We start from the raw sequence: 13504 nt of genomic DNA on the forward strand, positions 1-13504 counted from the left end.
CAGGACGAGAAAAGAGCGGCATAGCTGGACGGTTGACGCGACAACTACCTTGAAAAACGCCGACTCACACGGAACTGGTGAGGATTCTACTGAGAGCCAGCCGTTTTGTAGGGGTAAAAACGCCTAGAAATAAAAAGGGGTCGCGAAATAAAACCTCGCAACCCCTTGAATTATATGGTCGGGACGGAGTGATTCGAACACTCGACCCCTAGCACCCCATGCTAGTGCGCTACCGGACTGCGCTACGCCCCGACTAGGCGTTAAATCTGCCCCTCATCTCGAGGAACGCTCAAGAATATATCGCAAGCTTTTGAAAACTGGAAGTATTTAAAAGCAGGAATTTATTTCTTGAGCACCACCAGAACATCTTCAAGCTCGGCAATCATCTGGCGGATCATTTGTTTGTATTGGGTGGTGTCGTCTTTGGCTTCATCGCCGGACAAACGCAAGCGTGCGCCGCCGATGGTGAACCCCTGATCGTAAAGGAGCGCGCGGATCTGCCGGATCATCAGCACGTCCTGACGCTGATAATACCGGCGGTTTCCGCGGCGTTTGACGGGGTTGAGTTGAGGAAACTCCTGCTCCCAGTAGCGCAGCACGTGCGGTTTTACCGCACATAGCTCGCTGACTTCACCAATGGTGAAGTAGCGTTTGCCCGGGATGACGGGTAGTTCGTCGTTATGACTTGGTTCCAGCATAAGCCTCAACTCGGGCCTTCAACTTCTGCCCTGGACGAAAGGTGACCACACGGCGAGCCGTGATCGGGATTTCTTCTCCCGTTTTCGGATTGCGGCCAGGCCGCTGGCGTTTGTCCCGAAGGTCGAAATTGCCGAAACCGGACAATTTGACTTGTTCGTTGTCTTCAAGAGCGTGCCTGATTTCTTCAAAAAACAGTTCGACCAATTCCTTGGCCTCCCGCTTGTTCAGGCCCAGCTCTTCATACAGACGTTCCGCCATCTCAGCTTTCGTCAAAGCCCCCATACGTCACTTCCTTAACGTGGCGTTCAACCTTTGTTCGAGCGAGGTGAGGATGTTTTGCGTCGTGGTATTCACCTCATCGTCATTAAGAGTGCGCGATGGATGCTGCCAGGTCAAGCCAACTGCAAGGCTTTTTCTATGCGGATCAATGCCTTTACCCTGATACACGTCAAATAGCCTGAGGTCTGTCAGCCATTCACCTGCATTTTCACGGATTACGTCCAGTACGGCTGTGGCCGCAACGTCTTTATCCGCCAGCAGTGCAAGGTCACGACGCACTTCAGGAAAGCGCGATAACTCCTGGAATTTAGGCATTTTGCCCGAAGCTACTTCGGCCAGAACCAGCTCGAAAACAAAGACCGGACGGTCGAGACCGAGGGTTTTCGACAACTCAGGGTGAATCGCGCCAAGGAAACCTACCAAACGGCCTTCACGCTCGATGCGCGCGGTTTGACCCGGGTGCAACGCAGGGTGTTTGCCCGGCACGAATGTGAACGAATCCAGCGCACCGGCGAAGCCCAGCACCGCTTCCACATCGGCTTTGACGTCGAAGAAATCCACGACATCGCGACCTTGGGCCCAGCCTTCCGGCAGACGGCTGCCACACACCACACCCGCCAGCATCGGCTCTTGCTTCAGGCCTTCCAGCTGACCGACGAAGCGCAGGCCGCTTTCGAACAGGCGGACGCGATCCTGCTGACGATTCAGGTTGTGCTGAAGCGCCTTGACCAGACCAGGCCACAGGGACGAACGCATGGCGGCCATGTCGTTGGAAATCGGGTTGGCCAGCAACAGCGGCTCGACACCAGGATTAAACAACTCGAATTGTTTCGGATCGATGAAGCTGTAAGTGATCGCTTCCTGATAACCACGAGCCACCAGCAGACGGCGCAGCTCAGGCAGATCGCTGCGCGCTTCAGCCTTGGCTTGCGGCGCCAGACGGGCTTGCGGGTAGCGAACCGGCAGACGGTTATAACCGTACAGACGGGCCAGCTCTTCGATCAGATCGACTTCCAGACTGATATCGAAACGGAAGCTTGGCACTTCAACGCGCCACTGCCCTGCCCCATCGGCAGAAATGGTCAGGCCCAAGGCGCTGAGCAGACGTTCGATTTCGGCCGAATCCATCTCCATGCCCAGCATCTGGGTGATGCGTTGGGCACGCAAAGTAATCGGCGCGATCGACGGCAGGTGCTGCTCGCTAACGGTTTCGATGATCGGACCCGCTTCGCCACCGGTGATTTCCAGCAGCAGGCCAGTGGCACGCTCCATGGCTTCACGGGCCAGCTGCCAATCCACGCCACGCTCGTAGCGGTGCGAGGCATCGGTGTGCAGGCCGTAGGAACGAGCCTTGCCAGCGACGGCAATCTGATCAAAGAACGCGCTTTCCAGGAATACATCGCGCGTTGTCGCGGACACACCGCTGTGCTCGCCACCCATGACGCCAGCAATGGCCAACGCACGAGCGTGGTCAGCAATCACCAGCGTATCGCTACGCAGGCTGACTTCCTGACCGTCGAGCAGCACCAGCTTCTCGCCCTCTTCGGCCATACGCACGCGGATGCCGCCATTGATTTCGGCGAGATCGAACGCGTGCAGCGGTTGACCCAGTTCCAGCATCACGTAGTTAGTGATGTCGACGGCAGCGTCGATGCTGCGCACGTCTGCACGACGCAGACGCTCGACCATCCACAGCGGCGTAGGCTTGGACAGGTCGACGTTACGGATCACACGACCCAGGTAACGCGGGCACGCGGCCGGTGCCAGCACTTCAACGGAACGCACTTCATCGTGCACGGCCGGAACGCTAGCAACATCCGGGCGAGTGACTTTGGCGGCGTACAGCGCGCCCACTTCACGAGCCAGACCGGCCAGGGACAGGCAGTCGCCGCGGTTCGGGGTCAGGTCGACCTCGATACTGGCGTCGTCCAGGCTCAAGTATTCACGAATGTCCTGACCAACCGGCGCATCGGCCGGCAACTCCATCAGGCCATCGTTGCCTTCGCCGATTTGCAGCTCGGCCTGGGAGCACAGCATGCCGTTGGATTCAACGCCACGCAGCTTGGCTTTCTTGATTTTGAAGTCGCCTGGCAGTTCGGCACCGATCATGGCGAACGGAATCTTCAGGCCCGGGCGCACGTTTGGCGCACCGCACACTACCTGGAAAGTCTCCGAGCCATTGCTGACCTGGCAAACGCGCAACTTGTCGGCGTCCGGGTGCTGCTCGGTGCTGAGCACCTCGCCCACCACCACGCCACTGAATTCACCGGCGGCCGGCGTAACGCTATCGACCTCAAGACCGGCCATCGACAGACGAGCAACCAGCTCGTCGCGATTTACCTGCGGGCTTACCCAGCCACGCAGCCATTGTTCACTGAATTTCATCCTGCTCTCCTAAGAATTCGTTACGACTAGCGAAATTGCGCGAGGAACCGCAAGTCGTTGTCGAAGAACAGACGCAAGTCGTTCACGCCGTAACGCAGCATGGCCAGACGCTCAACGCCCATGCCGAAGGCAAAGCCCGAAAACTCTTCCGGGTCGATCCCGGACATACGCAGCACGTTCGGGTGAACCATGCCGCAGCCCATGACTTCCAGCCAGCCAGTCTGCTTGCAGACACGGCAGCCTTTACCGCTGCACATCACGCATTCCATGTCGACTTCGGCGGATGGCTCGGTGAACGGGAAGTACGAAGGGCGGAAACGCACGGCCAGTTCTTTCTCGAAGAACACACGCAGGAACTCTTCGATGGTGCCTTTCAGGTCAGCGAAATTGATATCGCGATCGACCAGCAGGCCTTCGACCTGGTGAAACATCGGGGAGTGAGTGATATCGGAGTCGCTACGGTACACACGGCCTGGGCAGACGATGCGGATCGGCGGCTGTTTCGATTCCATGGTGCGGACCTGTACCGGCGAGGTATGGGTGCGCAACAACATGTTGGCATTGAAATAGAAGGTGTCATGCATCGACCGGGCCGGGTGATGGCCTGGGATGTTGAGCGCTTCGAAGTTGTGATAGTCGTCTTCGACCTCAGGGCCTTCGGCGATGCCGTAGCCGATGTGAGTGAAGAACTGTTCGATACGTTCCAGAGTGCGAGTAACCGGATGCAGACCACCGGAGGTCTGACCGCGGCCAGGCAGGGTCACGTCAATGGACTCGGCAGACAGTTTGGCGGCCAGGTCGGCCTCTTCAAACAGTGCCTTGCGAGCATTGAGAACCTCTGTGACACGCTCCTTGGCAACGTTGATCAGCGCACCGACTTGCGGACGCTCTTCTGCCGGCAAATTCCCCAGGGTCTTCATCACCTGAGTCAATTCGCCCTTTTTGCCAAGGTAGTGAACCCGGATTTGCTCCAGGGCATTGATATCTTCAGCGCTTTGCACAGCCTCTAGTGCTTGAGAGACGAGCGCATCCAGGTTTTCCATGTACAGACTCCAGATACAAAATAGGGGAAGAGCTTGAAGGCTCTTCCCCTATTTATGACGTTTAACACCTGGCCCCACAGAGGTGAGGCCGGGTGACTGTCGGGGGTACTTAAGCCAAGGTGGCTTTAGCTTTCTCGACAATCGCAGCAAACGCCGCTTTTTCGTTCACTGCCAGATCAGCCAGAACCTTACGGTCGATCTCGATGGACGCTTTTTTCAGGCCGGCGATGAAACGGCTGTAGGACAGACCGTTGATACGTGCACCAGCGTTGATACGAGCGATCCACAGAGCGCGGAACTGACGTTTTTTCTGACGACGGTCACGGTAGGCGTATTGGCCTGCCTTGATTACCGCTTGCTTGGCAACACGGAATACGCGCGAGCGAGCGCCGTAGTAGCCTTTAGCAAGTTTCAGAATTTTTTTGTGACGTTTACGGGCAATGACGCCACGCTTTACACGAGCCATGAGTTACTTCCTCTATTCTTGACTAAAATTAACGAAGGCGCAGCATGCGCTCGACTTTTGCCACGTCAGACGGATGCAGCAAGCTGCTACCGCGCAGTTGACGCTTACGCTTGGTCGACATTTTAGTCAGGATGTGGCTCTTGAAAGCGTGCTTGTGCTTGATACCGTTAGCAGTTTTCAGAAACCGCTTAGCAGCACCACTTTTAGTTTTCATCTTTGGCATGTTCGGATACTCCGCATTCAGTTGATAAACATAATCAGAAGGCCTGCCGTGCCCTATTGATTACTTCTTCTTTTTCGGGGCGATGACCATGATCAGCTGGCGTCCTTCCATCTTAGGATGCTGTTCGACCGAACCGTACTCGAGCAAGTCACCTTCAACTCGCTTGAGGAGTTCCATCCCCAGCTCCTGGTGGGCCATCTCACGGCCGCGGAATCGCAAGGATACCTTGGCCCTGTCCCCATCACTCAGGAAACGTACCAGGTTGCGCAGTTTTACCTGGTAATCCCCTTCCTCCGTCCCTGGACGAAACTTGATTTCTTTAACCTGAATCTGCTTCTGGTTTTTCTTGGCCGCGGCAACCTGCTTCTTCTTCTCGAAGATCGATTTGCCGTAGTCCATCAGCTTGCAAACAGGAGGTACTGCATCGGCGGAAATCTCCACCAAATCCAGCTTGGCCTCTTCAGCCTTAAGAAGCGCGTCTTCAATTGACACAATCCCAAGCTGCTCACCTTCAGCTCCAATTAACCGAACCTCGCGTGCCGAGATATTCTCGTTGATCGGGGCTTTCGGTGCAGCTCGTTTATCTTGTCTCATTTCACGCTTAATAATAATTACTCCGAATCTGGGCGACCACGCCGGGAAACCGCTTGCGCGAGAAACTCAGCGAACTGGGCGACGGGCATCGAGCCCAGGTCAGCACCTTCACGAGTACGCACAGCGACAGTCTGCATCTCGACTTCCCGATCTCCGATAACCAAGAGATAGGGAACCTTGAGCAAAGTATGCTCGCGGATTTTAAAGCCGATCTTTTCATTTCTCAAGTCAGACTTGGCACGAAATCCGCTTTCATTGAGGGTTTTTTCAACCTCAGCAGCAAAATCAGCCTGTTTATCAGTGATATTCATGATCACTGCCTGGGTCGGAGCCAGCCACGCGGGGAACGCACCCTCGTAGTGCTCGATCAGGATTCCGACGAAACGTTCGAAGGAGCCCAGGATCGCCCGGTGCAACATCACCGGGTGCTTGCGACTGTTATCTTCGGAGACGTATTCGGCTCCCAGACGGACAGGCAGGTTAAAATCGAGCTGAAGGGTACCACATTGCCAGACACGGCCGAGGCAATCTTTCAGTGAGAATTCGATCTTCGGACCGTAGAACGCACCCTCGCCCGGTTGCAGATCGTACGGCAAGCCAGCGCTATCAAGGGCTGCAGCCAGTGCAGCTTCGGCGCGATCCCACAGTTCGTCGGAACCGACGCGTTTTTCCGGACGAGTGGACAGCTTCATCTCGACGTCTTTGAAGCCGAAGTCGGCATAAACGTCCATGGTCAGCTTGATGAACGCAGCGGATTCGGCCTGCATCTGCTCTTCAGTACAGAAGATGTGAGCATCGTCCTGAGTGAAGGCGCGAACGCGCATGATGCCGTGCAGCGCACCCGACGGCTCGTTACGGTGGCAGGCACCGAACTCGGCCAGACGCATCGGCAGCTCGCGGTAGCTTTTCAGGCCCTGATTGAACACCTGCACGTGGCACGGGCAGTTCATCGGCTTGATGGCGTAGTCGCGGTTTTCCGACTGAGTGGTAAACATGTTGTCGGCGTAGTTGGCCCAGTGCCCGGATTTCTCCCACAGGCTGCGGTCAACGACTTGTGGAGTTTTGATCTCCAGATAGCCATTGTCGCGCTGAACCTTGCGCATGTACTGCTCAAGCACCTGGTACAAAGTCCAGCCGTTCGGGTGCCAGAACACCATGCCCGGCGACTCTTCCTGGGTGTGGAACAGGCCCAGACGCTTGCCGATCTTGCGATGATCGCGCTTCTCGGCTTCTTCGATGCGCTGGATGTAGGCCGCCAGCTGCTTCTTGTCTGCCCATGCGGTGCCGTAAACACGCTGCAATTGCTCGTTCTTGGCATCGCCACGCCAGTAGGCGCCGGACAGCTTGGTCAGCTTGAAGGATTTCAGGAAGCGCGTGTTCGGCACGTGCGGACCGCGGCACATGTCGACGTATTCTTCGTGATAGTACAGGCCCATGGCCTGCTCGTTCGGCATGTCTTCGACCAGGCGCAACTTGTAGTCTTCACCACGAGCCTTGAACACTTCGATCACTTCGGCACGCGGAGTGACTTTCTTGATCACGTCGTAATCTTTCTCGATCAGCTGCTGCATGCGCTGTTCGATGGCGGCCAGGTCGTCCGGAGTGAAAGGACGCTCGAAGGCGATGTCGTAATAGAAACCTTCATCGATGACCGGACCGATAACCATTTTGGCCGTCGGGTACAGCTGCTTGACCGCATGGCCAACCAGGTGGGCGCAAGAGTGGCGAATGATCTCCAGCCCCTCTTCATCCTTTGGCGTAATGATTTGCAGCGAGGAATCGCTGTCGATGATGTCGCTGGCGTCGACCAGCTTGCCATTGACCTTGCCGGCCACGGTGGCCTTGGCCAGACCGGCACCGATGGATGCGGCGACCTCGGCTACGGAAACCGGGTGATCGAATGAACGTTGACTGCCGTCGGGAAGAGTAATAGTTGGCATGGCGCCTCCTCTCCTAGTGGTGACCCCTACCAAAGGTCACGTGGGTTGGGATGAGCCAGTACAAGATCCGATCCAGGCCATTCAATAACGAACGCCTGCCTTACAGCGGCAGGAGCCTTGCGGCCAACCGGAAAACCGAACCAGAGTGACTGGGATTCAAATCAGGGTTATTCGAGCCGCTGCCGCTGCCGGGACTGAAGGTCATCCGGAGCCTGCAAACGCCCGAGCGAAGCATGCTAGCACAGATGAACGGTCGTCGCGGCGGCAAGGTTTTCTGCTGGGGCAAATCAGGCATTTTTATGCCAGAGTGCTGAACTTGAACCCCGCTTTACCCCTCAGATAACAAGACATCGACCCAAAAGGAGCATCTCAGCATGCGTCTGAATCGTTTATTCGCCATCGTCGCACCCGTCGCCCTGTTGCTGCCGCTGGCTGCCCATGCCGATTGGCCAAAGGGCGAGCGCGAGAAATACATGGCTCAGTGCACTCAGGCGGCCACTCCGCAGATCGGCGCTGCGGCAGCCAAGTCTCACTGCGCTTGTGGTGCCGACGCGATCAAATCGTACCCGGCCAGCGACATTCAATCCCTGATGGACAACAAGGCCAGCCCTGAACTGCAACAGAAAGCGCTGGGTCAGATAGCTAAATGCAAGGCCAATGCACCGGCGAAAAAGTGAGAACAAAGCCCTTTTAACTCGGCTCACCGCCGATAAAAAGTGATGGAATTTAGCTTTTTCGTACAAATTGTGCAGGTTTTTCAGCTTTTTTTATTGTCTTTACTTTCGGCTGAAAGCCTTTTAAACCGGGGCTTTCAGCCACACGAAGCAACAAAGCAAACGCGACTGCAGGGCAAACAGCACACCCAGGGGGCTCCCAAAGCGAACATTTCGACTATGATAGTCCGGTGTGCCCAGTTGGCCTGAGCAGCACAGTACTACTGAAAATATATGTTTCTTGGAGATACACCATGTCTAATCGCCAAACCGGCACCGTTAAATGGTTCAACGATGAAAAAGGCTTCGGCTTCATCACTCCTCAAGGTGGCGGTGACGACCTGTTCGTACACTTCAAAGCTATCGAAAGCGACGGTTTCAAAAGCCTGAAAGAAGGCCAGACCGTTTCCTTCGTGGCTGAGAAAGGCCAAAAGGGTATGCAAGCTGCACAAGTCCGCGCAGAGTAATTTTCTGCCGCACTAAAAAAACCCCGTCCATGTGACGGGGTTTTTTATGGGCGAAACAAAAGCCTGAAGCAATCAGCCGCAGTTGACGCGAGTGACCACCAGGTTGTTGTCGGTGTTCAGGTTCAGGCGATCGGAGCGGTACTCCAGGGTCACCATGTCGTTAGGCTTGAGGAACCGGGCATTCTGCGCGCCTGCGCGGGTACGTGCCTGCTCGAGCAATTCGGGCGAAGCCTTTTTGCCAATGGTGAATTCGGCAGCCTTTGCTTCACAACGGCTGTGGCCAGTGTCGGTCGCCACAGGGTCCTTCGCCGAATCGGTGGACGTGCTGCTGCAACCGGCCAGCAGAGTGGCAACCAACAAAGTACCCAATGACGCGAGCTTCCAAGGCATGAAGCCTCCTTTTTTCAATAGTTAAGCTGAGATCGTGCGACCGCCATTTTGGCGTTTGGTTTCAGGCAGGCACTGTCACCCTGCCCTAGATCCGGACCGCGACGAGTGTGCCTGAGCATCGTCATGCCGTTCATCACTCAATCGTGACTGAATATGAACTGCGCTCAATAAACGTCGATGTAGTCAAAAGACGGCTTGGGCCAGTTCTGCTTGAGCGCATTGAAAATCTGCATGACCCAGACCTCATCGCTGGCCGCGACCCGCCCGACATAACCGGAACCCTTGGCCCAGGTTTCCAGGCGGAACAGCAACCCGTCGATATCAGTGCCGCCCACAATGCCCGACGAAATGTAGGCGATGCCGCCCTTGGTGACCCGCAGCTGAGTGTGTTCATCGTCGCTGGCAGAGGCCAGCAGCTGACGCACCGCTTCGAGGGTCAAGCCGTCAGGAGTGTTCAAATCGATCTGCACAGCACGGTCCTTGAAAATTCGTCAAAGACCAAGTGTCGCATAGCCCTCCCCTCATGCCTAAGTCGGAGTGCCAAACATCCCGCAAAATGGTTAACTCGACACTCAGCCTTTTCCGACTTCACGAGCGCCATCATGACCACCGTAAGCATCGACGCCGACATCAAAGCCAAGTGGCCACAGGGCCATAGCTCTTACAGTCCGGGCAGCCCGGAAGAGTTGGCGATCATTGGTATTGATTTACTGGTCAAGGAACTGGGGACGCAAGCCGCCCAGACATTCATCACACAAGTGTTCGAGAAGTACCCCGCGAACTATATGGGCGCAACAGAGACCGAATGACGCGTAAAAACCCGCAGGCTGGCACCTGCGGGTATACAGCTTACTTCAGGCGAGCCAGACGCTGGGTCAGCAGGTCGAAGAAGCCCTGAGCGTCGCCATTTTCAACCCAGAAGGCATTTTTCGGCGCTTTCAGGCCGTCATACCAGTCGACAATGGTCTGGCCGAAGGTCGGCCCTTCGCGGCTATCAACCACAACATTGACGGAACGCCCGGTGAACAGCTCTGGCTTGAGCAAGTAAGCGATGACTGTGGCGTCATGCACCGGACCACCCGGAATGCCGTAATGCTCCATGTCGCCTTTGACGTACTCGTTGAGAATATCGCCCACCAGTTTGCTGGCATTGTTGTTCAGGGCGGCGATCTGCTTCAGGCGCGCTTCACTGGTCAGGATCTTGTGGGTCACGTCCAGCGGCAGGTAAGTCAGCTTGACGCCACTTTTCAGCACCACTTCCGCAGCCTGAGGATCGGCGAACAGGTTGAACTCGGCCACCGGGGTGATGTTGCCGCCGTTGAAGTGCGCACCGCCCATGATCACCACTTCCTTGATGCCCTGAACGATTTCAGGCTCCTGGATCAGCGCCAGGGCCAGGTTGGTTTGTGGACCGAGCATGGCGATGGTGATGCTGTGGGGTTTGGCGGCCTTCAGGGTATCGATCAGATAGTTGACCGCATTGCCTTCGGCCAGGCCTTTCTTCGGCTCGTGCACGGTGACACCCGACAGACCTTCCTTGCCGTGGATGTTCTCGGCATAGATCGGCGTGCGCATCATCGGTTTCGGTGCGCCCGCATAAACAGGCACCTCCTCGCGCCCTGCCCACTCACGGGCCAGACGGGCATTACGCGAGGTCTTGTCCAGACGCACATTGCCCGCAACGGTGGTCAGCGCACGAATATTCAGCTCTTCCGGCGATGCCAGGGCAAACAGCAAGGCGACCACGTCATCGGCACCCGGATCGGTGTCGATGATCAAGTCGATCTTTTCCGCCGCTTGGGCGCTTGTTGCGGTAATCAGGGACAAAAGCAGCAGACTCCGGAGCAGGTGGTGCAGTTTCTGAGCATAGCGGTGCATAGCGCACTCCTTGTGCGTGGGAAGAACGGAAAGTTAAAACGTTACTCCAGCCACCAGCACGATGTTGCAGTACGGCTGACATTCGCCTGTACGAATAATCGCCCGTGCTTGTCGGCTGAGTACTTTGAATTGGTCATGACTGAGCAGTTCACGCCGGCCCAGCGCACCTTCGGCATTCAGTTCATCCAGCGTGCTCAAGGCCGACGGTTTTTTGTCCAGAATCTCATGGGCCAGCACATGGCTTTCGACCTGCATTTCGCTGAGCACAACCTTCAAGGTACTGACGAAATCCGGAATCCCGTGGGTCAAGGCCAGGTCGATCAATTCGACGCCAGGCGGAACCGGCAGGCCGGCATCGCCGATCACGACCGTGTCGCCATGACCAAGAGAGGCGATCAGCCGCGACAGTGCGACGTTGAGCAAAGGAGTCTTTTTCATGGTGCTTTAAAGGCCTGTACGTCGGACAAGGTGGGAATCGAAGGTTGCGCGCCAGCCCGGGTGACCGACAGCGCTGCGGCGACCTGGCCGAAGCGGATCGCCTCGACCTCGCTTTTGCCGGCCGCCAAGGCTGCTGCGAAACCACCGACGAACGTGTCGCCGGCTGCGGTGGTGTCGACCGCCTTCACCTTCGGAGCAGGGAAATGCTCAAAGCGTTTGCCATCGGCGAACAGTGATCCTTGGGAACCCAGGGTGATGATCACTTTGCCGGCGCCCATGGCGATCAAGCGGATCGCGGCGGTTTCGGCGGTGCTCAGGGAGTCCACTGGCAAACCGCTCAAGGCCGAGGCTTCGCTTTCGTTAGGGATCAGGTAATCGATGGACGCATACCAATCCGCAGGCAGCGGGCGACTGGCCGGCGCCGGATTGAGAATCACGGTTTTACCCAGCTCACGACCGCGTTTCAGAGCATGGCCGACCGTGGCATCCGGCACTTCCAGCTGACAGATAATGACATCCGCCGCTTGTAACACCGCGTCGAAACGGTCGATCACTTCGGGCGTCAGCGCACCGTTGGCACCGGCAACAATCACGATCGCGTTCTGACTATTGTCATCGACCACGATCAACGCCACGCCACTGGAATCTTCGACCGTGCTGACCGCCTGGCAATCGATCTGCTCGGCCAACAACGCCCCCCGCAACGCTTCGCCATAGGCGTCGCTGCCGACACAACCGACCATCGACACCTGCGCCCCCAGCCGCGCCGCGGCCACGGCCTGGTTCGCGCCCTTGCCGCCGGAAACCGTGGTAAACGATTGGCCGATCAGCGTTTCACCACCACGGGGCAGCCGTGGCGCCCGGGTTACCAGGTCCATGTTCAGGCTGCCTATTACCACTACTTTTGCTGGCATACATCACTCATCAATTCGGTTTCAGCGGTGCTTTTGGTTTGACGATTGTCTGTTTTCAACGGAAGTGGGCAAACACACCAGCCAGTGGCGCAGTCGATTCGCGCAGGATAATACTGGGCGTCACGATGCGTTGATCGGTCGCCAGATCCGGTGTGGCAATCCTGCGCAGCAGCACTTCGGCCGCCATCTCGCCAAGCTGCAGGATCGACTGGCCCACGGTGGTCAGCGCCGGATAGACGTAACGGCTCATCTGAATGTCGTCGAAGCCGATCACCGACAACTCGGTGGGCACACGAATATTGCGCTCGGCAGCGGCGCGCAACACACCGATGCCAATCATGTCGTTGCCGGCGAAGATCGCGCTGGGTGGATTGTTTTCGAGCAGGATCGCAGCGGCGTTGTAACCGCCGGTGCTGGTGAAGTCGCTTTCCAGCATGCGCTCGCACGGCACTTCGATGCCCGCCTCCTTCAAGGCGCGGCAATAACCGGCCAGACGCATCTGCGCCACGCTGGTACTCGCCGGCCCACCAATCGTGGCGATGTCCCGATGCCCCAGATCCAACAGGTGTCGGGTCGCCAGATAGGCACCGTATTCGTGATCGATGCGCACCAGATCCGCATCGACGCCTTCGAGCCCTCGGTCGACGATCACCATTGGCGTACGCACACCCGCCAGACCTTCGGCCAGCCCGCTGTCACCACCAGCCGAGGCAACGATCAAGCCGTCAATGCGCTTTTCCAGCAACACGCGAAGGTAGCTGCGCTGCTTGTCCGGGTTGTCGTCGGAGTTGCAGAGGATGACGCAATAGCCGTTGCGCTCGCAGTAATCCTCGATGCCACGGGCCAACTCGGCGAAGTACGGGTTGAGGCTGTTAGGCACCAGCAGGCCGATGGTCGCGGTGGTTTTCGCTTTCAACGACCGAGCCACGGCACTGGGCACGTAGTCGAGGCTTTTGATCGCAGCCTCGACCTTGATCCGCACTTCGTCACTGACCGGCCGCGTCTTGTTCACCACGTGGGAAACCGTGGTGTAGGAAATACCCGCGAGTGCCGCTACATCCTTGATTGTTGCCAT

At 57.1% G+C, this 13504-nt stretch carries 17 protein-coding genes and 1 tRNA gene; 3 read left to right on the forward strand and 15 right to left on the reverse strand.

Annotated elements, in window-relative coordinates:
• Window positions 1–175: 175 nt before the first annotated feature.
• The 9 genes from IC37_RS17140 to thrS form a co-directional block, all read right to left on the reverse strand.
• A tRNA-Pro gene (locus IC37_RS17140) sits at window positions 176–252 on the reverse strand.
• 89 nt (window positions 253–341) lie between these two features.
• Window positions 342–698, reverse strand: coding sequence for a MerR family transcriptional regulator (locus IC37_RS17145; RefSeq protein WP_003179985.1), 357 nt, complete (start codon window positions 696–698; stop codon window positions 342–344).
• A complete protein-coding gene (gene ihfA / locus IC37_RS17150) occupies window positions 679–981 on the reverse strand; it encodes an integration host factor subunit alpha (protein WP_002553164.1) in 303 nt (100 codons plus the stop codon). The genes IC37_RS17145 and ihfA overlap by 20 nt, the downstream gene beginning before the upstream one ends.
• A gap of 3 nt (window positions 982–984) precedes the next feature.
• Window positions 985–3363: a phenylalanine--tRNA ligase subunit beta gene (gene pheT, locus IC37_RS17155; RefSeq protein WP_030132347.1), complete on the reverse strand. Its 2379-nt coding sequence runs from the start codon at window positions 3361–3363 to the stop codon at window positions 985–987.
• 26 nt (window positions 3364–3389) lie between these two features.
• Window positions 3390–4406: a phenylalanine--tRNA ligase subunit alpha gene (gene pheS / locus IC37_RS17160; RefSeq protein ID WP_007905876.1), complete on the reverse strand. Its 1017-nt coding sequence runs from the start codon at window positions 4404–4406 to the stop codon at window positions 3390–3392.
• A gap of 109 nt (window positions 4407–4515) precedes the next feature.
• Complete coding sequence (rplT, locus tag IC37_RS17165) at window positions 4516–4872, reverse strand: 50S ribosomal protein L20 (protein ID WP_007905879.1); 357 nt, start codon at window positions 4870–4872, stop codon at window positions 4516–4518.
• 28 nt (window positions 4873–4900) lie between these two features.
• Window positions 4901–5095, reverse strand: coding sequence for a 50S ribosomal protein L35 (rpmI, locus tag IC37_RS17170; protein ID WP_002553160.1), 195 nt, complete (start codon window positions 5093–5095; stop codon window positions 4901–4903).
• 60 nt (window positions 5096–5155) lie between these two features.
• Window positions 5156–5707 carry a translation initiation factor IF-3 gene (gene infC / locus IC37_RS17175; protein WP_172668659.1) on the reverse strand — a complete coding sequence of 184 codons (552 nt, stop codon included), beginning with the start codon at window positions 5705–5707 and terminating at the stop codon, window positions 5156–5158.
• Window positions 5707–7629, reverse strand: a complete 1923-nt coding sequence (thrS, locus tag IC37_RS17180) for a threonine--tRNA ligase (RefSeq protein WP_008007259.1) — start codon at window positions 7627–7629, stop codon at window positions 5707–5709. Before thrS ends, infC begins: the two co-directional genes overlap by 1 nt.
• A 374-nt stretch (window positions 7630–8003) precedes the next feature.
• Between thrS and IC37_RS17185 the strand changes: the two genes are divergently transcribed.
• Window positions 8004–8306, forward strand: coding sequence for a hypothetical protein (locus tag IC37_RS17185; protein WP_030132348.1), 303 nt, complete (start codon window positions 8004–8006; stop codon window positions 8304–8306).
• Between the two features lie 290 nt (window positions 8307–8596).
• Entirely contained in the window at window positions 8597–8809 is a 213-nt protein-coding gene (locus tag IC37_RS17190; protein WP_007905882.1) for a cold-shock protein, read from the forward strand.
• A gap of 72 nt (window positions 8810–8881) precedes the next feature.
• Here the strand turns inward: IC37_RS17190 and IC37_RS17195 are convergent, their stop codons facing one another.
• Both IC37_RS17195 and IC37_RS17200 read right to left on the reverse strand, forming a co-directional pair.
• A complete protein-coding gene (locus IC37_RS17195) occupies window positions 8882–9199 on the reverse strand; it encodes an I78 family peptidase inhibitor (RefSeq protein ID WP_030132349.1) in 318 nt (105 codons plus the stop codon).
• A 164-nt stretch (window positions 9200–9363) separates the two neighbouring features.
• The gene (locus tag IC37_RS17200; protein ID WP_030132350.1) at window positions 9364–9669 is read right to left on the reverse strand and encodes a hypothetical protein; all 306 of its coding nucleotides are present in this window, start codon (window positions 9667–9669) and stop codon (window positions 9364–9366) included.
• A gap of 132 nt (window positions 9670–9801) precedes the next feature.
• On the opposite strand from IC37_RS17200, the gene IC37_RS17205 reads away from it, so the two are divergent.
• On the forward strand, window positions 9802–10008 hold the full coding sequence (locus IC37_RS17205; protein ID WP_030132351.1) for a hypothetical protein: 207 nt from the start codon (window positions 9802–9804) through the stop codon (window positions 10006–10008).
• A gap of 40 nt (window positions 10009–10048) precedes the next feature.
• On the opposite strand, the gene IC37_RS17210 is transcribed toward IC37_RS17205, so the two are convergent.
• Genes IC37_RS17210 through IC37_RS17225 form a run of 4 tightly spaced genes read right to left on the reverse strand, consistent with a single transcriptional unit; the run spans window position 10049 to window position 13504 of the window.
• Entirely contained in the window at window positions 10049–11077 is a 1029-nt protein-coding gene (locus tag IC37_RS17210) for a nucleoside hydrolase (protein WP_030132352.1), read from the reverse strand.
• Window positions 11078–11110: 33 nt separating this feature from the next.
• On the reverse strand, window positions 11111–11515 hold the full coding sequence (rbsD, locus tag IC37_RS17215; protein WP_030132353.1) for a D-ribose pyranase: 405 nt from the start codon (window positions 11513–11515) through the stop codon (window positions 11111–11113).
• Window positions 11512–12429: a ribokinase gene (gene rbsK / locus IC37_RS17220; protein WP_030132354.1), complete on the reverse strand. Its 918-nt coding sequence runs from the start codon at window positions 12427–12429 to the stop codon at window positions 11512–11514. Before rbsK ends, rbsD begins: the two co-directional genes overlap by 4 nt.
• Window positions 12430–12484: 55 nt before the next feature.
• Window positions 12485–13504 (reverse strand): LacI family DNA-binding transcriptional regulator, encoded by a 1020-nt coding sequence (locus tag IC37_RS17225; RefSeq protein ID WP_030132355.1) that lies wholly within the window; start codon window positions 13502–13504, stop codon window positions 12485–12487.

The organism is Pseudomonas sp. QTF5 (assembly GCF_000512695.2).
Classification (GTDB): Bacteria; Pseudomonadota; Gammaproteobacteria; order Pseudomonadales; family Pseudomonadaceae; genus Aquipseudomonas.

Excerpts from the sequence above, each read along its gene's own strand:
- rbsK (WP_030132354.1), bottom strand. The coding sequence starts at position 12,429 with ATGCCAGCAAAAGTAGTGGTAATAGGCAGCCTGAACATGGACCTGGTA.
- IC37_RS17190 (WP_007905882.1), top strand. The coding sequence starts at position 8,597 with ATGTCTAATCGCCAAACCGGCACCGTTAAATGGTTCAACGATGAAAAA.
- ihfA (WP_002553164.1), bottom strand. The coding sequence starts at position 981 with ATGGGGGCTTTGACGAAAGCTGAGATGGCGGAACGTCTGTATGAAGAG.
- rbsD (WP_030132353.1), bottom strand. The coding sequence starts at position 11,515 with ATGAAAAAGACTCCTTTGCTCAACGTCGCACTGTCGCGGCTGATCGCC.
- IC37_RS17225 (WP_030132355.1), bottom strand. The coding sequence starts at position 13,504 with ATGGCAACAATCAAGGATGTAGCGGCACTCGCGGGTATTTCCTACACC.
- pheS (WP_007905876.1), bottom strand. The coding sequence starts at position 4,406 with ATGGAAAACCTGGATGCGCTCGTCTCTCAAGCACTAGAGGCTGTGCAA.
- pheT (WP_030132347.1), bottom strand. The coding sequence starts at position 3,363 with ATGAAATTCAGTGAACAATGGCTGCGTGGCTGGGTAAGCCCGCAGGTA.
- IC37_RS17145 (WP_003179985.1), bottom strand. The coding sequence starts at position 698 with ATGCTGGAACCAAGTCATAACGACGAACTACCCGTCATCCCGGGCAAA.
- thrS (WP_008007259.1), bottom strand. The coding sequence starts at position 7,629 with ATGCCAACTATTACTCTTCCCGACGGCAGTCAACGTTCATTCGATCAC.
- IC37_RS17205 (WP_030132351.1), top strand. The coding sequence starts at position 9,802 with ATGACCACCGTAAGCATCGACGCCGACATCAAAGCCAAGTGGCCACAG.
- rpmI (WP_002553160.1), bottom strand. The coding sequence starts at position 5,095 with ATGCCAAAGATGAAAACTAAAAGTGGTGCTGCTAAGCGGTTTCTGAAA.
- rplT (WP_007905879.1), bottom strand. The coding sequence starts at position 4,872 with ATGGCTCGTGTAAAGCGTGGCGTCATTGCCCGTAAACGTCACAAAAAA.
- IC37_RS17210 (WP_030132352.1), bottom strand. The coding sequence starts at position 11,077 with ATGCACCGCTATGCTCAGAAACTGCACCACCTGCTCCGGAGTCTGCTG.
- IC37_RS17195 (WP_030132349.1), bottom strand. The coding sequence starts at position 9,199 with ATGCCTTGGAAGCTCGCGTCATTGGGTACTTTGTTGGTTGCCACTCTG.
- IC37_RS17185 (WP_030132348.1), top strand. The coding sequence starts at position 8,004 with ATGCGTCTGAATCGTTTATTCGCCATCGTCGCACCCGTCGCCCTGTTG.